General features: G+C 58.9%; 15 protein-coding genes and 1 pseudogene. 5 read left to right on the top strand and 11 right to left on the bottom strand.

Features of this window, described 5'->3' with window-relative positions:
• Nucleotides 1-401 precede the first annotated feature (401 nt).
• The gene (gene pntA / locus ACMGG9_RS12045; RefSeq protein ID WP_414162234.1) at nucleotides 402-1931 is read left to right on the top strand and encodes a Re/Si-specific NAD(P)(+) transhydrogenase subunit alpha; all 1530 of its coding nucleotides are present in this window, start codon (nucleotides 402-404) and stop codon (nucleotides 1929-1931) included.
• A 10-nt stretch (nucleotides 1932-1941) separates the two neighbouring features.
• Nucleotides 1942-3336 carry a Re/Si-specific NAD(P)(+) transhydrogenase subunit beta gene (gene pntB / locus ACMGG9_RS12040; protein ID WP_025159771.1) on the top strand — a complete coding sequence of 465 codons (1395 nt, stop codon included), beginning with the start codon at nucleotides 1942-1944 and terminating at the stop codon, nucleotides 3334-3336.
• A 61-nt stretch (nucleotides 3337-3397) separates the two neighbouring features.
• Here the strand turns inward: pntB and uspE are convergent, their stop codons facing one another.
• From uspE to ACMGG9_RS12005, 7 genes and pseudogenes are all read right to left on the bottom strand, one after another.
• Nucleotides 3398-4360: a universal stress protein UspE gene (gene uspE, locus ACMGG9_RS12035; protein WP_004938281.1), complete on the bottom strand. Its 963-nt coding sequence runs from the start codon at nucleotides 4358-4360 to the stop codon at nucleotides 3398-3400.
• A 126-nt stretch (nucleotides 4361-4486) separates the two neighbouring features.
• On the bottom strand, nucleotides 4487-5251 hold the full coding sequence (locus ACMGG9_RS12030; protein WP_004938278.1) for an FNR family transcription factor: 765 nt from the start codon (nucleotides 5249-5251) through the stop codon (nucleotides 4487-4489).
• 280 nt (nucleotides 5252-5531) lie between these two features.
• On the bottom strand, nucleotides 5532-6056 hold the full coding sequence (gene ogt, locus ACMGG9_RS12025) for a methylated-DNA--[protein]-cysteine S-methyltransferase (RefSeq protein ID WP_004938274.1): 525 nt from the start codon (nucleotides 6054-6056) through the stop codon (nucleotides 5532-5534).
• A gap of 219 nt (nucleotides 6057-6275) precedes the next feature.
• The gene (locus ACMGG9_RS12020) at nucleotides 6276-6587 is read right to left on the bottom strand and encodes a hypothetical protein (RefSeq protein WP_414162233.1); all 312 of its coding nucleotides are present in this window, start codon (nucleotides 6585-6587) and stop codon (nucleotides 6276-6278) included.
• A 306-nt stretch (nucleotides 6588-6893) separates the two neighbouring features.
• Nucleotides 6894-7748 (bottom strand): tagatose bisphosphate family class II aldolase, encoded by an 855-nt coding sequence (locus tag ACMGG9_RS12015; protein WP_033650298.1) that lies wholly within the window; start codon nucleotides 7746-7748, stop codon nucleotides 6894-6896.
• Nucleotides 7749-7757: 9 nt separating this feature from the next.
• Nucleotides 7758-8924, bottom strand: coding sequence for an SIS domain-containing protein (locus tag ACMGG9_RS12010; RefSeq protein ID WP_033643204.1), 1167 nt, complete (start codon nucleotides 8922-8924; stop codon nucleotides 7758-7760).
• A 26-nt stretch (nucleotides 8925-8950) separates the two neighbouring features.
• Nucleotides 8951-9102: pseudogene (locus ACMGG9_RS12005) on the bottom strand (DeoR family transcriptional regulator); the annotation flags it as partial.
• A gap of 798 nt (nucleotides 9103-9900) precedes the next feature.
• On the opposite strand from ACMGG9_RS12005, the gene ACMGG9_RS12000 reads away from it, so the two are divergent.
• From ACMGG9_RS12000 to ACMGG9_RS11990, 3 genes are all read left to right on the top strand, one after another.
• Nucleotides 9901-11622, top strand: a complete 1722-nt coding sequence (locus ACMGG9_RS12000) for a lysophospholipid acyltransferase family protein (RefSeq protein ID WP_033643203.1) — start codon at nucleotides 9901-9903, stop codon at nucleotides 11620-11622.
• A 101-nt stretch (nucleotides 11623-11723) separates the two neighbouring features.
• Complete coding sequence (locus ACMGG9_RS11995; protein WP_033650300.1) at nucleotides 11724-12506, top strand: N-formylglutamate amidohydrolase; 783 nt, start codon at nucleotides 11724-11726, stop codon at nucleotides 12504-12506.
• Between the two features lie 76 nt (nucleotides 12507-12582).
• Nucleotides 12583-13296: a flagellar brake protein gene (locus ACMGG9_RS11990; RefSeq protein WP_033643201.1), complete on the top strand. Its 714-nt coding sequence runs from the start codon at nucleotides 12583-12585 to the stop codon at nucleotides 13294-13296.
• Nucleotides 13297-13356: 60 nt separating this feature from the next.
• Here the strand turns inward: ACMGG9_RS11990 and ACMGG9_RS11985 are convergent, their stop codons facing one another.
• Genes ACMGG9_RS11985 through ACMGG9_RS11970 form a run of 4 tightly spaced genes read right to left on the bottom strand, consistent with a single transcriptional unit; the run spans nucleotide 13357 to nucleotide 20123 of the window.
• Nucleotides 13357-14784 carry a hypothetical protein gene (locus ACMGG9_RS11985; RefSeq protein ID WP_164106222.1) on the bottom strand — a complete coding sequence of 476 codons (1428 nt, stop codon included), beginning with the start codon at nucleotides 14782-14784 and terminating at the stop codon, nucleotides 13357-13359.
• Nucleotides 14765-16675, bottom strand: a complete 1911-nt coding sequence (locus ACMGG9_RS11980) for a hypothetical protein (protein WP_414162232.1) — start codon at nucleotides 16673-16675, stop codon at nucleotides 14765-14767. The genes ACMGG9_RS11985 and ACMGG9_RS11980 overlap by 20 nt, the downstream gene beginning before the upstream one ends.
• Before the next feature lie 9 nt (nucleotides 16676-16684).
• Complete coding sequence (locus ACMGG9_RS11975) at nucleotides 16685-18343, bottom strand: hypothetical protein (protein ID WP_047026040.1); 1659 nt, start codon at nucleotides 18341-18343, stop codon at nucleotides 16685-16687.
• A 13-nt stretch (nucleotides 18344-18356) separates the two neighbouring features.
• Complete coding sequence (locus ACMGG9_RS11970) at nucleotides 18357-20123, bottom strand: hypothetical protein (protein ID WP_223524928.1); 1767 nt, start codon at nucleotides 20121-20123, stop codon at nucleotides 18357-18359.
• Nucleotides 20124-20159: the final 36 nt, after the last annotated feature.

The following is a 20159-nucleotide window of genomic DNA, read 5'->3' as shown; positions in this document are numbered from 1 at the left end:
GGTGACGCGGGTCGCACGGATGGCGCCGCCGCCATAAGTTTCCATAATAAAGGCTTTGGTGTCATTAGTGTTAATTATTCACAAAATGATAACTTTTATGCTTGTCCGCCCCGCATGGCGATAAATCGTTACGCCGGGCGCAAACCTCTAATCATGCAGAATGTGCTGTTCTGTATGCATTTTTTCACTGTAAATTGCGATTTGTCATATCGCGCCCGGCGTTTTTATGTAAAAACAGGGCTGAATGCGTAAGCAATTATGGATCATCGACCTTATTTTCAGTAGGTTATAGTTGGCGTCTGAAATCAGTGCGGGCAAGTTGACGCCTCGCTCGCCGATGGCGCCGTTCTATGGGCAGGAAAATAATAAACATCATCCAAGACAGGTGAGAAGGGAACATTATGCGTATTGGTGTACCAAGAGAGCGGTTGGCCAATGAAGCCCGGGTCGCAGCCACGCCGAAAACGGTGGAACAACTGCTGAAGCTGGGTTTTACCGTCGCGATTGAACGCGGGGCGGGCAAACTGGCCAGTTTTGACGACGTCGCCTACGAAGCCGCCGGCGCGGCGCTGGTCGACGAAAACGAAGTGTGGCAGTCGGATCTGATCCTGAAAGTCAACGCGCCGCAAGACGACGAGATCGCCTTGATGCGCGAAGGCAACACGCTGGTCAGCTTTATCTGGCCGGCGCAAAACCCCGAGCTGATGGCCAAGCTGGCGGCGCGCAACGTCACCGCGCTGGCGATGGACTCGGTGCCGCGCATCTCGCGCGCCCAGTCGATGGATGCGCTGAGCTCGATGGCCAACATCGCCGGCTACCGCGCCATCGTCGAGGCGGCGCATGAGTTCGGCCGCTTCTTCACCGGCCAGATCACCGCCGCCGGCAAAGTGCCGCCGGCCAAGGTGATGATCATCGGCGCCGGCGTGGCCGGCCTGGCGGCGATCGGCGCTGCGGGCAGCCTCGGCGCCATCGTGCGCGCCTTCGACACCCGCCCGGAAGTGAAAGAGCAGGTGCAGAGCATGGGCGCGGAATTCCTCGAGCTGGATTTTGAAGAGGAAGCGGGCAGCGGCGACGGTTACGCCAAAGTGATGTCCGAAGCCTTTATCAAGGCCGAGATGGCGCTGTTCGCCGCACAGGCGGCGGAGGTTGACATCATCGTCACCACCGCGCTGATCCCGGGTAAACCGGCGCCGAAGCTGATCACCAAAGAGATGGTGGCGTCGATGAAGCCGGGCAGCGTGATCGTCGATCTGGCGGCGCAAACCGGCGGCAACTGCGAACTGACCGTGGCCGACACCATTACCGTGACCGACAACGGCGTGAAAATCATCGGCTATACCGATCTGCCGAGCCGCTTGCCGACACAATCTTCGCAGCTGTACGGCACCAACCTGGTCAACCTGCTGAAGCTGCTGTCGAAAGAGAAGAACGGCGAGATCGATATCGATTTCGACGATACGGTGATCCGCGGCGTTACCGTGGTGCGCAGCGGTGAAATCACCTGGCCGGCGCCGCCGATCCAGGTTTCCGCCCAGCCGAAAGCGGCGCCCGCCGCCGCACCGGTCGCCAAACCTGAAGCCAAGCCGACCTCGCCGTGGCTGAAGTACGGCCTGATGGCTCTGGCGATCCTGCTGTTCGGCTGGCTGGCGGACGCAGCCCCGAAAGAGTTCCTGTCGCACTTTACCGTGTTCGCGCTGGCCTGCGTGGTCGGGTACTACGTGGTCTGGAACGTCAGCCATGCGCTGCATACCCCGTTGATGTCGGTCACCAACGCGATCTCAGGGATTATCGTGGTCGGTGCGCTGCTGCAAATTGGCCACGGCGGCTGGGTGAGTTTTCTCTCCTTTATCGCCGTGCTGATCGCCAGCATCAATATTTTCGGTGGGTTCACCGTCACTCAGCGCATGCTGAAGATGTTCCGCAAGAACTAAGGGGTAACAAATGTCTGGAGGATTGGTTACAGCTGCATACATTGTTGCCGCTATTTTGTTTATTTTCAGCCTGGCGGGCCTGTCGCGTCATGAAACGTCGAAGCAGGGCAACCTGTTCGGCGTCGCCGGCATGGCGATCGCGCTGATCGCGACCATTCTGGGGCCGGATTCCGGCAACGTCGGCTGGATCATCATCGCTATGATCATCGGCGGCTCGATCGGCGTCTATCTGGCGAAGAAGGTCGAGATGACCGAAATGCCGGAGCTGGTGGCGGTGCTGCACAGCTTCGTTGGCCTGGCCGCGGTGCTGGTCGGTTTCAACAGTTATCTGGATCACGGTGCGCCGATGGAACCGGTGATGGCGAATATCCATCTGACCGAAGTGTTCCTCGGCATCTTTATCGGTGCGGTGACCTTCACCGGGTCGATCGTCGCCTTCGGCAAGCTGCGCGGCATCATTTCTTCCAAGCCGTTGATGCTGCCGAATCGTCACAAGCTGAACCTGGCGGCGCTGGTGATCTCGTTCCTGTTGCTGGTGGCGTTCGTGCGCACCGACAGCGTGGGCTGGCAGGTGGTGACGCTGCTGCTGATGACGGCGATCGCGCTGGCGTTCGGCTGGCATCTGGTCGCCTCGATCGGCGGCGCCGACATGCCGGTGGTGGTGTCGATGCTCAACTCCTACTCGGGGTGGGCGGCCGCCGCGGCGGGCTTCATGCTGAGCAACGATCTGCTGATCGTCACCGGCGCGCTGGTGGGCTCTTCGGGGGCGATCCTGTCTTACATCATGTGCAAGGCGATGAACCGCTCGTTTATCAGCGTGATCGCCGGCGGTTTCGGCAGCGACGGTTCATCCACCGGCGATGCCGAAGAGATGGGCGAATACCGTGAAACCACGGCGGAAGAGGTGGCCGAGCAGTTGAAAAACTCCACCTCGGTGATCATCACCCCGGGCTATGGCATGGCGGTGGCGCAGGCGCAGTATCCGGTGGCGGAAATCACCGAAAAACTGCGGGCGCGCGGCGTGAAGGTGCGCTTCGGCATTCACCCGGTCGCGGGGCGCTTGCCGGGCCACATGAACGTGCTGCTGGCAGAGGCGAAGGTGCCGTACGACGTGGTGCTGGAGATGGATGAAATCAACGACGATTTCCCGGATACCGACACCGTGCTGGTGATCGGCGCCAACGATACGGTGAACCCGGCGGCGCTGGAAGATCCGCGCAGCCCGATCGCCGGCATGCCGGTATTGGAAGTGTGGAAAGCGCAGAACGTGATCGCGTTCAAACGGTCGATGAACACCGGCTACGCCGGCGTGCAGAACCCGCTGTTCTTCAAGGAGAACACCCAAATGCTGTTCGGCGACGCCAAAGACAGCGTGGAAGCGATTTTGCGGGCGTTGCAGAAGTAAAATTGGGCAACCAAAGAAAAACGGGCCGCTTTTCAGCGGCCCGTTTCTTTATGCGCGAAGCTTAATCTTCGTCGTCGTGTTCGTCGTCTTCATCCGCCTCGATCGGGCAGTTGAAGTTTTCCGGCTTAATCACCAGCAGGTCGCATTTCAGATGATCGATCACATGTTCCGCCGTGTTGCCGATAAAGGCGGCTGAAATGCCGGTGCGGCCCAGGGTGCCCAGCACCACCACGCCGGCCTGCAGGTGTTCGGCCAGATCGGGGATCACCTCTTCCGGCAGGCCTTTTTCCACGTGGGTGAACTCTTCCTTAATGCAGAATTTTTGCCGTAGCGCCTTCATGGCGATCAGATGCTGGCCGCGAATGGCGTCGTTGTAGACGCTCGGGTCGAAGTCGGGCAATTCGATGGCGATGTTGATCGGGGTAACGGGATAGGCGCCGACCAGGTGAACCTCGGTCTGGTTGACGTTTTGCGCCAGTTCGACGGTTTCTTGCACCAGTTTGATATTGAGCGGATCGTGATAGGGTTCTTCGCTGGCCAGATTGACCGCCACCAGCGCCTTGCCGCCTTCCGGCCAGGGCTGGTCTTTCACCATCCACACCGGGCAAGGGCATTTGCGCAGCAGGTGCCAGTCGGTGGGGGTAAAGATCACCGACTCCAACCGGTCGTGTTGGTGCGCCATTTTCAGTAGCAGGTCATGTTGGCCGGAAAGCACTTCCTGAATGATGGCTTCGAAGGGGCGGTTATGCCAGACCACTTTGATTTCGATCGGCACGCCGTCGTTGAGATAGAAACGGCACTGCTCGTTGATCCAGGCGGCGCGTTGGCTGATCACACCTTGCCGCATCGCCGTTCTTTCATCCGGGGAGAGCAGGGTCGTCATTTCGTAAGAGAAGTCATAGATGGGCAGGAAGGCCTTGATGCGCCCGCCGTTCCGTTTTACCAGGTACACGGCGCGGCGCAATGCCGGCTGATCGTCCTGATTGGGGTCAATAGCCACCAGAAGATTCTGATACTTCGCCATAGGGCCTCCTTACAGCTGAAATCAACAGTCTGTTAATTTACAGAGTAACCCAACATTGAAAAACAGAACAACAACAGAAGCGTGCCGGATCAACAATTTCGGGGAAATGGTGATCCGGCAGGAGAATCAGGCGTTGACGGTCACGTTGATACGCGGCGTACCGGCCAGCACCGACAGGGCGTCGGCGTTTTCGATGGTGATGTATTTGCCTTTCACGCTGAGGATTTCGCTTTTCTGGAAGCGGCCCAGCAGCCGGCTGATGGTTTCCACCGTCAGGCCGAGATAGTTGCCGATATCGCCGCGGGTCATGGTCAAACGGAACTCGCGCGGAGAGAAACCGCGCTCCGCAAAGCGGCGCGACAGGTTGTAAACGAACGCCGCCAGGCGCTCTTCGGCGTTTTTCTTCGACAACAGCAGGATCATGTCCTGGTCGCCTTTGATCTCGCCGCTCATCAACCGCATGATCTGCTGACGCAGGTTTGGCATTTTGCCGGACAGATCGTCGAGGGTCTCGAACGGAATTTCGCACACCATCGAGGTTTCCAGCGCCTGGGCGAAGCTTGGGTGCTTCAGGCCGCCGATGGCGTCAAAGCCCACCAGGTCACCCGCCAGGTGGAAGCCGGTGATCTGCTCGTCGCCTTGCTCGGTGATGGTGTAGCTCTTGATGGTCCCGGAACGGATCGCGTACAGCGATTTCAGCTCGTCGCCGGCCTTGAACAGGGTCTGGCCTTTCTGAATAGGCTTTTTCCTCTCGATTATGTTGTCGAGCTGATCCAGCTCGTGGGCATTAAGGGTGAAAGGAATGCACAGCTGGCTGATGCTGCAGTCCTGGCAATGGATCGCACAACCACCAGACTGGATACGACGAATCACGCGTTTTTCCGGGATCATAGATTACGCTCATTCAATAATTGATATGAGTCAATTTTAACATCTTTTGCCGCAGCTGATAAGGGTAGCATTAGTCTGAATAGGGGCATTGTGTGCGAATTTTACGCACACATGCCGCCGATTATTCTGTAGGGGACTGAAGTTATGAGTATTATTTGTGACTTATGCGTTTTATTCACACAAGTTATTCATAGGGCCCAGCGGCCTGCGAGCGTGGCGTTGAGCAATGGGCTTTATTAAGCGTCGCCAAACAATGGCGCCGGATAATCGCCTGGCGCGGCTACAGCAGGCTTTTAGGCAGGTAGCCTTCGTGCTGCAGCAGCCATTGTTTGCGCTGTACGCCACCGGCATAGCCGGTCAGTGCGCCTTGCGAACCGATCACTCGGTGGCAGGGCACGACGATGCTGATCGGATTTGAACCGTTGGCCATGCCGACCGCGCGCGAGGCGGTCGGACGGCCGATGCGTTGCGCGAGCTGGCCGTAGGTCAGGATCTCGCCGCAGGGGATTTGGCGCAGCTGTTGCCAGACGGTGCGTTGGAACTCGGTGCCGGCGGTCATCACCGGCAACCGATCGATAATGCTCAGTTCACCGGCGAAATAGCGCTGCATGGCGTCGGTCAGCCCGCTGGGATCGCGCTGTTCGCGCAGGGTGAACCGATCGGCGCGGTAGTGGGTATTCAGCAGCTTCATCAGGCGCGCTTCGTGATCGGTCCAGTCAATCGCCCGCAGGCGCCCCTGTTCATCGGCAATCAGCACCAGTTCTCCCACCGGCGTGGCGGTACGATCAATCAAAAAAGTCTGCATCTGGATCACTCCTCGGTTTGGTAGGGCGATTATCGCATGAAATGGAAGGGAGCGATGGCGGATTTCGGACATGCTGATGGGCGACCGCAGGGTCGCCCGAATAGCCGGCTTACGGTAAGTCGGGGAGTTATTGTGTGATAAATTTATAAAATAAATTTATAAGTAATCAAGACAAGTTGTGTCTTGTTTATTATTTCAGCAGGCATTAACGCTTTGTGGTTACTTATAGCTGATGGTCACGCGTTTTAAATGGGGATCGTTATTCACCATCTCACTGCTGACGGCAGAAACTAATTCTTTTGGCATCGCTTTTAACGAAGAGGATATATACCCTTTCTGATATTCCGTCACTTTACCGAAGCAGCTGGAGATAAGCTTTTCATCCTGATGTTTGACGGTGCATGCAGGCGTGGTAATGGCGCCGGTGAAGCGTACGACGCCAGAGGCGACCTGGCTGCCGGAAAGCGGTTTTGCTTGCAGAGCGAAGGGCAGAATGACCAATGCGCTTAATACGGCTAAGTAATGGTTCATACGCTGTTCCTTTCAGAGTAAAAACACTGCCAATTAAAAAACAAGCGCGCTTGTTTTCATTAAATAAGCTATTTCGCTTGGCGAAATAAAAACGAATGGGCAAAAATCCTACTGCCTGCATTCAATGAATTTGATAATAGAGAGGTAGGATGAGTAAAACCATGATTTGGATCATAGTGAAGACCGGTTAATGATTTCCGGCGCGGGCGGGATAACAGGCTGTGATCGTTCTCTCAGGAAAGCGGAAAATGGCGGGATGTTTTCGCCCCCGTGGTGCAGCCACTGAAACCGGGGGCGGGCGTGGGGTTACAGCATGCCGCTGCTGCCGCAGATGCGGATCTTTTCCGCCACCACTTCTTTCATCGCCAGCTTGCCGGGGACGATGTATTTGCGCGGATCGTTGGCATCCGGGTGCTGTGAAAAGTAGCTTTTTACCGCATCGGCGAAGGCGATTTTCAATTCGGTGGCGACGTTGACCTTGCAAACGCCGAGCGAGATCGCGCGCTTGACCATTGCTTCCGGAATGCCGGAGGCGCCGTGCAGCACCAACGGCACGTCCACCTGTTCGCGGATCAGCGCCAGGCGTTCGAAGTCCAGCTTCGGTTCGCCGTGATACAGGCCGTGGGCGGAACCGATCGCCACCGCCAGCGAATCGATGCCGGTGGCGGCGACAAACTCGCGTGCCGCCACCGGGTCGGTATAGAAGCTGTCCGCCGTATCGACGATCAGATCGTCCTCTTGCCCGCCCAGGCGTCCCAGCTCCGCCTCCACGCTGGCGCCGTAGCGATGGCACAGGGCCACTGCGGCGGCCACCTTGGCGATATTCTGCTCGAACGGCAAATGGGAGCCGTCGATCATGACCGAGCGGATGCCGCTTTTCACCTTGTGCTCGATGTCATCGAGCTCTTCGTGATGATCCAGATGCAGCGCCAGCGGCAGATCGTAGCGGTGCGCGGCCGCCTGACAGATACCGATCAGGTAGTCGGTGCCGGCATAGCTGAAGGTGCCGGGCGTGCCGGCCATGATCACCGGCGAGCGCAGCTCGGCGGCGGTCTCCGCCACCACCTGCACGGTTTCCAGATTGTGAACGTTAAACGCCGGAACGGCGTAACCCTGGCGCTGCGCCTTGAGCAGCATGTCTCGGTTGGCTATCAGATACATGGGATCTCCTTACTGCACGGGGGAAGGAAAACGGTAAATCGTCACGCCTTTCACCACCCGGTTAACCTCGCCGGTCGGGCAAGGGTTGTCTGGTGTCAGCCCCAGCGCCAGCGAACTCTCGAAGGCCAGCATTTGGGTGAACAGCAGATACGGGAACAGCAGCCAGATATCGTCTGCCGCATCGTGCATATGCAGCAGGGTATCGGCGAGGGGTTGGCGCCCGCCGGTCAATCCGACCAGCTGCATCGCCTGCCCATCGCGCTGCAGCTCGTTCCACAGATCGCGGTCATACTGGCGGGCGTAGTCGTCGCGCGAGAACATCAACACCACCAGCGTCTGGCCGTCGACCATGAATTTCGGACCATGACGCAGGCCGAGCGGCGAGTCGTAGCGCGTAACGATGCGCCCGGCGGTCAGCTCCAGCATCTTGAGCGAGGCCTCTTCGGCAAGGCCGGTAAAGCAGCTGCCGCCAAGGGTGATGTAGCGGCGGAAGCCGCCGGCGGCCAGCGCCTTCACCTGCGGCTGCAGCGTTTCTCGCAGTGCGCGGCAGCGCTGCACCATGGCGTGCAGCGGCGCCTGGGCGGCCTCGAGCGACAGGGGGCCGAGCAGCAGCGCGGCGCTCAGCATCATGCAGCTGAAGCTGGAGGTCATGGCGAAGCTCTGATCGTTAGAACCTTGCGGCATCACCAGCGAACAGACGTTGTCGCGCTGATGCGCATACTGCGCCAGCTTGCTGTCCGGGTTGCACACCAGCATCAGGTGGTAGCTTTCCGGCAGCAGTTGGTCGGCCAGCTCCACCGTCGCCACGCTCTCCGGGCTGTTGCCCGAGCGGGCGAAGGAGACCAGCAGCGTCGGCCGCTCAGGGTCGAGATACTGCAGCGGGTTGGCGACGATATCGGTAGTGCCGTAGGCCACCACGTCGCGGCCGGTGCGTTCGCGCAGCCAGGGGGCCAGGGCGCGGCCGGCGAACGCCGAGCTGCCGGCGCCGCACAGCACGATCTGCAGGCGCGGATTGACCAGCAGCGGCGCCAGAAACGGCTGCCATTGCGCCTGTTGATCCTGCAGCTGCCGGTGCAGCGCCGCCCACAGATCCGGCTGTTGCCAAATTTCTGCGGCGGTGTGCCAGGCGTTGCGCTGCTTCAGCCAATTCGCCTCGTAAGAGAAATACGCGTTCATGATGACAGCTCCTTAAAAATCCTCGGTTAACGGTCGGCGATAATCACGTCGATCCCTAAAGGGTGCAGCGCCTGCAGACAGTGTTCTGGAATGCGGCTGTCGGTGACCAGGCGGTGGATCTGGCCGATGTCGCGATCGTGCAAAAACTTGTGCGGCCGAATTTGCTGGCGTCGGCGAGGGTGTGTTTGACGTCGCGATTGATGCGGATGGTGACGCTGGAGACCGAAAGCAGCTGGCTGAGCGGTTCCACGCGCGACGCGCCTTCGCGGCACAGCGGGTCGATAATTAATTCCCGGCGTTTTGCGGTAGTGATCATTAACGCAGACTCCTGATTTACCTGTAGCCGTGCCCGACCGCGGCTTAATAAGCCGCAGCAATACCGACCGGAGCGCTTTCAGTTGTTCGTGGCGAATTACAGCAAACGAAACACTGAAATGCAATCGATTAATTTTAAAATATCTATATCTATCAGTTGCTTATATTTGTTTTTGCTTTCGTTTGAGCGCCAACCGAAAGCAGCGTCAACGCAAACTGAAAACGGCAAATTCGTTATTTTTCAGTCGACAATTCCCGGCATTTAATTATTTAGTCCGTCGAGGCCGAAAGCCGCAGCGATAATTCGGCAGCCGCCGGGCTTTCACTGTTTTTTTATGCCGGCGCGTGTAATAGCGCCGCATTGCAGCGGGTGAGGGTGAACGACAGCGGCCATGCGTTTCCCTCCGGCGATCCGTTCGTGGCCCATCCCGGCGAGGATCTGCAGCCGATAGCGCCTGCGTGAGGCGGTGAACCGCCGCATTGAAGCGTTGCTGGCGCCGATGTGAGGGGAAGTGGGGGCGAAAATGCGTCTTTCGCTCCCAAATCGCCATTACTTTGCTATACCTGATAGTCGATGGATTCATTTTATTGTCATGTGACTGACATGTCAGAGTCATGGCTCTGGCTTAAGTTTGCAGCGACTACGTCAGGAGATAACGCGATGTTCAGCCTGGATTCTCTGTTGCAAGATGCATTTCCACACCGCAATACCCCTGCCTGGCAGCGCAGCCTGCTAAGAACCCTTCTCTTCGAAAAAGAATTCAAACAGTTCGCCGCCGACTATCCCCACCTGAAAGGGCTCGATCTGATCGAGCAGGTGGTGGACTACTTTAACCTCAGCTGCGAGCTGGTGGACGGCGATCTGGAAAACATCCCCAGCCAGGGGCCGGTGGTGCTCGTGGCCAATCACCCGATCGGCTCGCTCGACGGACTGGTGCTGTTGCGCGCCGTCGCGGCGGTGCGTCCGGATGTGAAAGTGGTGGCCAGCCAACTGCTGACTTACATCGAACCGCTGCGCAACCTGTTCGTGCCGGTGGATAACGTCGCTTATAAAACCAGCCGCAAACAGATAGAAGGCATGCAGCAGCAGCTGGACAATCAGGGCGCGCTGATCCTGTTCCCGGCCGGCGAAGTGTCGCGCATGAGCCCGAAAGGCATCCGCGACGGCCACTGGCATACCGGTTTTCTGCGTCTGGCCGCCAAGGCGCGCGCGCCGATCGTGCCGATTCATATCAGCGCGCGCAACAGCAACCTGTTCTACTTTACGTCGCTGGTCTACCGTCCGCTGTCGACGCTGCTGCTGGTGCGTGAAATGTTCCAGCAGCGGGGCGGGCGCATCAGGATCCGCATCGGCGGCCGCGTGCCGTTCGCCAACTGGCACGACGGCCACACCAGCGCCAAGGATCTGGCGGAGCGCTTTCGCCGCCACGTGTATCGCCTGGGCCAGGGCAAACCGGGGCTGTTCGCCAGCGAATCGCCGATCGCGTTGCCGGAAGAGCGTCTGGAGCTGAAAAAGGCGCTGGCGAACTGCGAAAGACTGGGGGTGACGCCGGACGGCAAAACCATCTATCTCTATCGCCGACACGATGAAGCGCGCACGCCGATCCTGCGCGAGCTGGGGCGCCTGCGCGAGATCGCTTTCCGCGCGGTGGGGGAAGGATCCGGCCGCCGCCGCGATCTGGACAGCTACGACGACGATTATTATCACCTGGTGCTGTGGGATGAAGAGGAGCTGGAGATCGTCGGCGCCTATCGTTTTATCCCCACCGCCGAACAAATCGCGCGTAAGGGCCTGGAGAGCATCTACAGCAACAGCCTGTTCCACTATGATCGCGATATGGAACCGATCCTGGCGCAGGGCATCGAACTGGGGCGCAGCTTCATTCAGCCGGCCTATTGGGGCAAGCGCGGGCTGGACTATTTGTGGCTGGGCATCGGCGCCTATCTGTCGAAATACCCGCAGTATCGCTATCTGTTCGGCCCGGTATCCATTTCCGGCGGCATGCCGCTGGCGGCGCGGGATCTGTTGATCGCCTTCTATCGGCTCTATTTCTCGCCGGACCACGCCTTCGCGCAGTCGCGTCGTCCTTATCCGGCGTCGTTGCCGCAGGTGCTGGCGCAGTTTGCCGGGGATAACTACCAGGAAGATCTGGTGCGGCTGAAGAGCCTGCTCAGCAACATCGGCTGCTCGATCCCGACGCTGTACAAACAGTACACCGAGCTGTGCGAACCGGGCGGGGTGCAGTTTATCGACTTTGGCACCGATCCGGCCTTCAACAACTGCATCGACGGCCTGGTGCTGGTGGATACCTCGCGGCTCAAGCCGTCGCGTTATCAACGTTATATTGCGGTGCATCAGCCGCAGGAAGCCGAGACGGCATGATCGGCGTCTGACTCATGCCTTTTTGATCTAAGCACGACCTTGGGGCCGGCGACGGGATAGCGCTACGATAAACGTTTTGCTTTCCACCGCCGGAGCCTTTCATGCCTCATTCGTTTATCCCGCCGTTATTGTCCGCCGATGAACCGCCCGCCGCCGCCGTTGAAACCCCGCGCGGCAAAGCGCCATTTTTGCTGCTGTGCGATCACGCCGGCAAGGCGATACCGCAATCCCTCGGGGATCTAGGCTTACCGCCGGGGGAGATCGAGCGCCACATCGGCTGGGATATCGGCGCGCTGGGCGTATCGCGCCATCTGAGCCGCCAACTGGACGCCACGCTGATTCATCAGCGTTACTCACGGTTGGTGATCGACTGCAACCGGGCGCCCGGCATCGCCAGCTCGATCCCGCATTTGTCTGAACTGACGCCCATCCCCGGCAATATCGGCATCGACGCCGAACACGCGCTGGCGCGTGAGCGCGAGGTATTTTTGCCGTATCACCACGCCATCGACGAGCATCTGGGGCAACGCCAACTGCGCGAACTGCCGACGGCGGTGATCGCCATGCACAGCTTCACGCCGGTGTTCAAGGGGCAACCGCGCCCCTGGCAGGTGGGGCTGTTGTTTAACCGCTACCCGGAATTTGCGCTGCTGTTGGCTGAACTGCTGCGTGAAGAGGGGGATCTGCAGGTGGGTATTAACGAACCTTATGCGATGACGGACGCCACCGATTACACGTTGCCGGTGCACGCGGAGCGCCGCGGTTTGCCTTACGTCGGCATCGAAATTCGCCAGGATTTGGTCGCTGACGAACGCGGGCAACAGGCATGGGCGAAACGTTTCGCGCGCCTGCTGCCGCAGGCCTGGCAACGCTGGCAAATTTGACTTTAGGAATATTCCCAGAGATGATAACCGTAAGGAATACGTAAGACGTCATTAGAAAAAAAGTCAGGAGACACGTGTGGAGCACAGCGATAACGGACTGTTTATCAAACGGGAGCGTTTTGAAGTTCTGGCGATTCTGCGAGAAATTTGCAAACAACGCACGCCGCTGCGCGTAGAAAATCAGCAGCACCGGTTTCAAAGTCTGTTATTGAGCGTCGGGCCGGACAATATCGTGTTTAGCGGTGAGGAAGCCTCGAGCGCCATCGACGGCGCTTGCACCATCGTGATTGAAAGCAACGACGCCAAAATCGAGTTTTCCGTCCCCCAGGCGGAGCTGACCGAACATCAGGGCGTACAGGCCTGTTCGACCCGGCTGCCGCAGGAGCTGGTCTATATCCAGCGTCGCCGTCAATTCCGCATCACTACGCCGCACTGGCGCCAATTCTTTTGTACCGGCGAATACCCGGACGGCACGCCGTACGAGCTGCGGATCCACGATCTCTCCGCCGGCGGCGTCGGTTTACGCTTCGACGGCCCGCTGCCGGATTTCTTCCAGCCAGGCTTGCAGTTCAAGAAAGCGGAGCTGGATCTGGGCAGCTACGGCAGCTTCAAGGTCAATATGGAGCTGGTGGTGGTCAACGACGATCAGGAAACCGACGATAACGACCAGGTGGTGCACTTCTCGCGCCTGTCATGCCGCTTTCTTAAGCTCGGATTGGCGATGGAGCGCAAAATTCAGAGCGCGGTGTTCGCCTTCGAGCTGGATTTCAACAAAAAGAAAAAACGCTGATCCTCTGTTCCGGCGCACCGGGCTGGATGCCGCCCGGCCGCGCCGCCATTCTTTCCCCGTTCAGGGGACGTAAATAATCTCGAAGCTGGACGTATTGTCGTAGGAGGACTTTTTGCCGCCGTCGACATAGATAATCTGCAAATCGTAGTGATACACCAGCTTCTTGTCCGGATGCAGGATCAGTTCCAGCACGGAAATCTTCACGTTAACCGATTGAACGGGGTGTTCCTTGTCCAGCTCAATGGTTTGGTTGTCGATGCTGACCAGCATACGCTTGATTGGTCGCGGTCCGGCAGGATCGTAGGCGCCGGCGTCGCTGCGGAATTCCACGGTCTTATTGATGTCCGCCGGTGCGGATTGCTTGATGAAATCCGGCAGCCTGTTCTGGTATTTGGCATCCAGCGCCAGCGCTACGGGCAGATTATCCGGGTTGAAGCCGGTGAACTGCACCGCCAGATATCCCTTGAGCAGCAGGTTTTGCGGCGACCGATCGAAGAAGGCATCCCAAATCAATCCAAATTGGTTGGCGGGCAGCGTGAATGAATCCACGATGCCGCTCTGCAGATTGATCAGCGCGTTTTTTTCCTCCGTTTTTCCGTCCGGCAGCCCCAGCTGCAGCGTCAGGGTGTCCGCGTTGGCGAACGGTGCCAGCTTGCCGTCCGGTTGCATCTGCGTGAACTGTGTGGTGGCGTCGCCGATGCGCGCCTGATTGACCTTGGGCGACAGGAAATAGTCGAACGTCACTTCGACATCGTTGAGCGAGGTCGCGTGCGGCGCTGCAGAAAACGAGATAGACAGCATCGGTTTGTCGTCCTCGGCGGCGTTGGTCGCCAGCAGGAAAGTATCCGGCAGGTAATAAAGATAGTTTTTTCGTACATAGTCCTGATAGTAGTTGTACCACAGATGCCCGAAGGCCAGCGGCGTGAGGATCAGCTGCAGGCGCGGCGGCGGCGGCAGGATGCCCTGATAGATATAGGGATAGTAGTTCTCGGCGAAGTAGAAGACTTTCGGCGAGGTGATGGTGTTGAGGAGCCCGTTATCGGTGACGATGGCGACCACCAGCGTGGTTTGCGAGTCATAATCCGACAGCGCTCGCAGCAGCGCGTCACGCTGTTCCAGGCGGTCCAGGTCGAGCTGGGCGCGGTAGCGGGTCGGCGGGGCGTCCAGCAAAACCTGTTCGAAGATCATTTCTTCGACCTTGCCGAAAGTGCTGAAGGTCAGCACCACGTAGGGCACCTGCTGAACGGCGCGGCTGAGCGCGAAATCCACCGTCATATGCCAGCGCGTACCGTCACTGGTGGTAGCGATGCGATAGCGCGTCTCTCCCGAGACGACTTCGGTACAAACATCGGCCTGCAGTTCGTCGGCCACCGGCGCGGGCGCGGCGCGGTAGCGCAGACGGGGGGCTTCGGCGTCGGGAAACTGTTCGCGCGCGTTGTCCAAAATGACCTTGTTCAGCGTCACCAGATCATTGAGAAAGATGTTCATAGCGATCCTCCAGGGAAGAAAGGCGTGCCAGATGTCTGAACTGGTTCAGGCAGGCGGAAGTCCAAAGAAAATGACCGTCGTGACGGCGATAGAGCGGGCTTTCGTCATTGGTCGCCGGCAAGCGCCAGGCGGCCAGCGCATCGATCGCCGGTGAAAGCTGCGGCACCCCGTGCTGCCTGGCGTATTCCAGCGTACTCAGCCACTCATGCGGGTGGGCATAATAGGGCGTTAACGCGTTGAGGCGGTTGTAATCGCCGTCGCTCCAGCTCACCGCCTGATTCAGCATTTGGATAATGCGCGGATAGGCCGGCGGCGGGCTGCCGTGAGCGGCGGTCAACGCATGGATTAAAATCAGCGCGTTGGTATTCACGCAGCAGTCCAACTGCGTGATATCACCGTCGTCTTTCATCCAGGTGTGAAAGGCGTAACACTCGGCCCAGGGATAGGGCGTCGTCTTCAGCCGCCGTTCGACGCGCTGTACCTGATAAGCCTGCATCTGCGCCAGCGTTTGCTTGGCTTGCGCCAACGAGCGCCGATGAAATCGATACAAGAGCTCAGTGATAATGGCGGTATCGTCGATGTCAGCGTCGATCCGCTGGCCCGCCATCCAGGTGGGGTGCTTGCCGGCAGGCCAAAAATGGAAGTGATGCGGGCGGCTCTCGCAACCGAGCAAGAAGTCGAGCGCCAGTTCGATATGGGGCGCGGTCTGGGCGCTATAATCCAGCGTGCGGAGCACCTGGGCGGTGACAAAAGCATTTTCATCCTTGTGCCAGCGGCCATCCGGCGTTCTGACATGAGAGGGAAAGGCGCCGCTGGCACACTGCTGCGCCAGCAGCTCCGCCAACGGCAATGGCACAAGCGGTGCCGTTTCGCGCGCTTTGCATGGCAGGATTTCGAAATGCGCGTTTTGCGGGCTGAACGTGCAGCTGACGCTGTGATTGCCCTGGCGATCGCAGGAAAAACCGACGACGTTGTACTGCAACGGAACCTGCTCGCTCACCGCGCGGTTAAGCAGCGGCAGGGTTTGGCCATCAGGCGCCAGCAACGCGGTGATGCCGTCAAAAACGCGGCGGTTGTCGCCGAAAAAACTTGCCGCCATGGCGAACAGCGTAAAACTCTCCAAATTGCCGTCCGGCGCGTATCCCAGACTGAACCCGTAGGTGGTCAGGGGGAAGTCCCGTCGGTCCTGCTGCTGCAGCGCGCGGTCCAGCAGCGGCATCAGGGCGGAAAAACGGCTTTCTCCCTCGAACAGCCGCATGACGGCGAGGATATCGTCGCGCGTGATCCGCGCACTGTGCCACTGGTAGTAATATTCGCGCGGAGAGTCGTCAGACTCCGGATAATACCCGGCCATCAGCAGCGTCAATCCCGCCGCGCGGCGGGCCTCGGCGGCGAGCGGCTCCTGCAACCCATCGGGCGCGGCCGCCATGTCAGCGGGGGTTTCAACGTAGACTTTGGTTTTGATCACATCCGGGGCGTATTTTCGCCCGAGCCAGGCGCCGAAGCGCAACGGCTGAACGCTTGCACATTGCATGCGTCGCACCGCCTCCAGGCTGTTGGCGGGATCGGCGAGCGGGGCTGCGGTGATCGCCTGACAGTGTCGGACAAACGCCTCGACGCCGCGCCGCTGCGCGTAGCGCGGTAAAAAGGGATCCAGCGTGCAGGCGAGCCCCTGCGGTTTGGCCGACGAGACGGTGAACTCCAACGGGCTGCCGTTATAACCGAGCAGGCTGGTGGTAAACGCGGCGGACAAACCACCGGGCGTCGCTTTCATACGGCTGAAGCGGGCGACGTCCGGGGCCAGCGTGTTTTGCAAGTGGGGCGCTTCCTTGCACAGGGCGCTGACCAGGGCGTTCCATGCCGCGGGTAACACTGCGTTGCGATCGGTCATGGCGCACACCTAAACCAGATTGGGGATGACGATCGCCGGCGGGTTTTCGCTGCCGCTGCGTTCGACGGTTTCCCCGCCTACCAGGAAGTAGATCAGGGTGTAATTGACCGCCCAGGGCTTCTCCGTCAGACAGCGGTATTTGAACGTTTGGCTCTCGTGCGCGTCTTGGTTAAAGGTATATTTCTTGATCTTGCGGCTTCCTTTGTCATCCTGATAGCTCAGCTCCACCATGACCTGGTTGCAGTTTTCCCAAGAGAATTTGCGATCGAGGAAGATACTGATCTCGTTGAACGACAGCACTGAGCCGGGATCCATGTTCAGCAGCGTCGAGGCCGATTCGGACAGCGACTGATAGTTGCTGCTGCCTTCCCAGCCCGAGGAGGCTGCGGATTTGAAAGCGAATTCGCTGGTGGTATGGAACAGCTCGTTCTTATCGCTGCTGCGGGCGATGCGTTTGGTCCATGTCCCGTCATCGTTGGTGAAAGGCGCGCCGGTATAAACCTGGTTGTTGTAACGGATGTTGAAGCTGGCGGCCTTGATCCCATATTCCTCGAAGCTGTCCGGCCCGAGCACGGTCAAATCCAGCTGCTGGAAGAACGGATCGTTGACGTTGACCTGAATAAAGTAGGGCGCAGTTTTCTGAGCATGCAGGATATCGCTGCCGATGAAGTTTTGCGGCACGGCGGATTGGCTGAGGGCCTTCGACGAGGTGTAGTTGAAGTTCAGGCTTTTGGTTTCCTCGATCCGTACCAGCTTGATCTCCAGCGAAGCGCTGGGGAACAGGCCGCCTTTGCCGGCTTCTTCGCCTTCTTTCTTGTCGCTGGCGATAAGCGAATCCAGAATGGCGTCGCTGGCGGATTTCGCCTGCGGGTTGCTGTCGTCGTTAGGTTTGAGCGTGGCGCTGAAAAAGCTTTTCAGGATCTCTTCCTTGACGAACTGCAGCGCCCACTCTTTCTCTTTGGCCTCTTCATCGCCCGGCATGCTTTCGGTGACCTTGATCACCAGTTTCTGATCCTGCTGCAGTTTTTTGATGACGCTGTCGAAGCCCAGCCAGAAGCTGGCCGGCGTCTCCACCGGGATGGGAATGTTGGCGCCGAATTTCAGATCGAACTCTTTGTAGATGCTTTCGAACTGTGCGGTCACTTCGACCTTCAGCGCCGGCGTGATGCCGGTGAAGCTGAGGTTATAGGCGACGGCGGCCGGCGCCTTGGCCTGGGTGAACGCGGCCTCGAGGATCACCGCCTGGGACGGCGTCAGCTTGGCGCTGAAAATGGCGCTGTTGTTGCCGAACAGGCTTGGGCAAGGGGCGCTGATCAGCTCACCGTTGGCGGCGCCCGCGTCGAGCACGAAGAAGTTCACCGTGCCTTTATCATACGGTACCTGGGCCTTGCGGGCGTTCTTGGGATCAACGTTCAGTTTGCGCAGATAGTCGTTAAAGGCACGGTTCAACACCGCTTCGTCGATCGCGGTATTGACCTCGAAGTTGATGTATCCCCCTTGCGGGTCGCTGGCGTCGCCGGTGTATTTGATCAACGAAAACACCGGTTCGCCCGACTTTTGCGCAATGTGGATATCGCCGGGCAGATACCAGAACTGGTTATCGTCTGAATCGTCGGCGAAGAAGGTGATGTTGTTGATGGTGGCGGTTTTGGCTCTGAGTAATAACATGGCGTTTCCTTAGTTAACTGAGGGTGGCGAGATCGAGAGCGTTGGCGTCGGTCGAACACTGCACGTTTTCGGGCCGATCGCCGCCTTCGCCGGGTTGATAGGTAAACCAGATATCCAGATCGACGGTCAGCTGCTTGGGATCGAGTTGATCGGCGCTGAAACAGCGCGGGGCGGCGTCGGATTCGGTGAATTGAAACACCTGCTGCAGCGTTTCCGCCGGCGTGCAGGCGTAGCTGGCGGAAACGATGACCATTTCCACCCGGCGCCAGTCCATGTCGGCCGACAGCGTCAGCACGCGCTGGCGATACAGGGTCGAGAACAGGTAAACGTCCTGGCCGGTCGGTTCTTGCAGCTCGGCGGAAATATGCGGTGAGTTGACGGCGGCGCTGTAGGTTTTGTTGACGTCGAATTGGTATTCGTCCGGCTCCGGCAGCATGACCGGGTAGTGGGCCCGCGGGTTGGCCTGGTCAATTTGGAAGCTGCGCGACACGCTGCTGTTTGGCTGTTGCCGGTGGCGATAGCGTAGCGTGACCAGCACGGATTGATAGCGCTGCCAGTCAAACTGTTGCGCCGCTTCGATCGCGAAATCATAGCGGCCGTAGAGCGACTCGACATCCAGAAAGACCTCGCTCATCTCCGTTTGCAGGCTACCGGAGCTGACCGAAGTTACGCCGCCTATCGACTGGTTGAAGTACACGGTAAAGTCATACTCGACCGGCCACAGCATTTTTCCCGTTTTAGGGTCGATCAGGCTGGGTTCCTTAAACGGTTTGGGCCCGAAGTCGTCGCGGGTGAATTTCAGCTGTCGGCTGTTTGAGCCATAGCGCAACCGGGCCGTCACCAGCAGGATATTGGCGTCAAGGGCATCCGACAGCAGGCTGACTCGCACCTCGCGATAGGCGAAAAAGTCATCCTGCAGATCGCGTTTGACGATCGCGCGATCGGCCTGATAGTCCGTGCCGTTGACCAGCTGGGCGAACAGGGCCTGCGGATAGAGCGAACGCTGCACGACGGTGGTTTCGCTGATCTTGCCGCTCAGGCGACGTTGGTCGATGTTTTCAACCGAGACCTGTTGCAGATAAAAGCCGGCTTTGGGGCTTGTCTGCTGTGGTTCGTTGGCGATAACCGGCGTGAAGAACTGGCTGGTGAGGATCTGCGTCAGTTCGGCGGCCGCCTGCGCCATATGGCCGTCGGGGTCGGTGTCCCTGACTTTGACGGTGACGATTTTCTCGCTGATCAACTGGGTGGATGTCTGCTCGATACCGACGCTAAAGATCAGCAGGTTAAAGCCTATCGAGCGCTGCAGGTAACGGTAAACCTGGTCCCAGTTGGCTTCCAGCTCGAAGGTGGCTGGCGGCAGCTGCTGCAGGTAGTCGATTTTGTAACTGACGGCGATCGGCGTCGAGGCCGGCGTACGCATCAGGCTCGCCAACAGCAGGATATCGTCGTCGTCGTCCAGTTTGGCGGACAGGTAGCAATATTGCTGGTCGCTCAGCGAGGTTTTGCTGGTCTGCCCTGGGATAAGATCGGGGATATTCAGCGTCGCGCTGCAGGCGATCGCCTGCAGCGGCAATAAGATCGCACCGCGCGGTATGTCCGGGCTGGCGTCGGCGGCGCGTTGCGCCGCTTCGGGCGAACTGGCCAACTGGGTCTGCAACGACAGCGTGGCGTAGTAAAGATCGTCCGGTTGGTTGAGGTTTCTGAAAATTTGCAGTTGGACATCGGGTTGATTGCCTGCGGCGACCTGCACGCTCGGCGCGGCGGCACAGTAGTAATACACGGGCCGGTCCGGGTCCGCTCGAATAAAACAGATGTC

It is taken from the genome of Serratia sp. BNK-10 (genome assembly GCF_047456065.1).
In the GTDB taxonomy this organism is placed as follows: Bacteria; Pseudomonadota; Gammaproteobacteria; order Enterobacterales; family Enterobacteriaceae; genus Serratia; species Serratia ureilytica.
Note: the sequence above shows the minus strand (reverse complement) of the source record. Positions and strands in the feature narration are given on the sequence as shown.

What these genes read in the sequence shown, in the direction of transcription:
- pntB (WP_025159771.1), top strand. Translation starts at nt 1,942, where the DNA reads ATGTCTGGAGGATTGGTTACAGCTGCATACATTGTTGCCGCTATTTTG.
- ACMGG9_RS12000 (WP_033643203.1), top strand. Translation starts at nt 9,901, where the DNA reads ATGTTCAGCCTGGATTCTCTGTTGCAAGATGCATTTCCACACCGCAAT.
- ACMGG9_RS12030 (WP_004938278.1), bottom strand. Translation starts at nt 5,251, where the DNA reads ATGATCCCGGAAAAACGCGTGATTCGTCGTATCCAGTCTGGTGGTTGT.
- ACMGG9_RS11975 (WP_047026040.1), bottom strand. Translation starts at nt 18,343, where the DNA reads ATGTTATTACTCAGAGCCAAAACCGCCACCATCAACAACATCACCTTC.
- ACMGG9_RS12020 (WP_414162233.1), bottom strand. Translation starts at nt 6,587, where the DNA reads ATGAACCATTACTTAGCCGTATTAAGCGCATTGGTCATTCTGCCCTTC.
- ACMGG9_RS11995 (WP_033650300.1), top strand. Translation starts at nt 11,724, where the DNA reads ATGCCTCATTCGTTTATCCCGCCGTTATTGTCCGCCGATGAACCGCCC.
- ACMGG9_RS11980 (WP_414162232.1), bottom strand. Translation starts at nt 16,675, where the DNA reads ATGACCGATCGCAACGCAGTGTTACCCGCGGCATGGAACGCCCTGGTC.
- uspE (WP_004938281.1), bottom strand. Translation starts at nt 4,360, where the DNA reads ATGGCGAAGTATCAGAATCTTCTGGTGGCTATTGACCCCAATCAGGAC.
- ACMGG9_RS12015 (WP_033650298.1), bottom strand. Translation starts at nt 7,748, where the DNA reads ATGTATCTGATAGCCAACCGAGACATGCTGCTCAAGGCGCAGCGCCAG.
- ogt (WP_004938274.1), bottom strand. Translation starts at nt 6,056, where the DNA reads ATGCAGACTTTTTTGATTGATCGTACCGCCACGCCGGTGGGAGAACTG.
- ACMGG9_RS12010 (WP_033643204.1), bottom strand. Translation starts at nt 8,924, where the DNA reads ATGAACGCGTATTTCTCTTACGAGGCGAATTGGCTGAAGCAGCGCAAC.
- pntA (WP_414162234.1), top strand. Translation starts at nt 402, where the DNA reads ATGCGTATTGGTGTACCAAGAGAGCGGTTGGCCAATGAAGCCCGGGTC.
- ACMGG9_RS11985 (WP_164106222.1), bottom strand. Translation starts at nt 14,784, where the DNA reads ATGAACATCTTTCTCAATGATCTGGTGACGCTGAACAAGGTCATTTTG.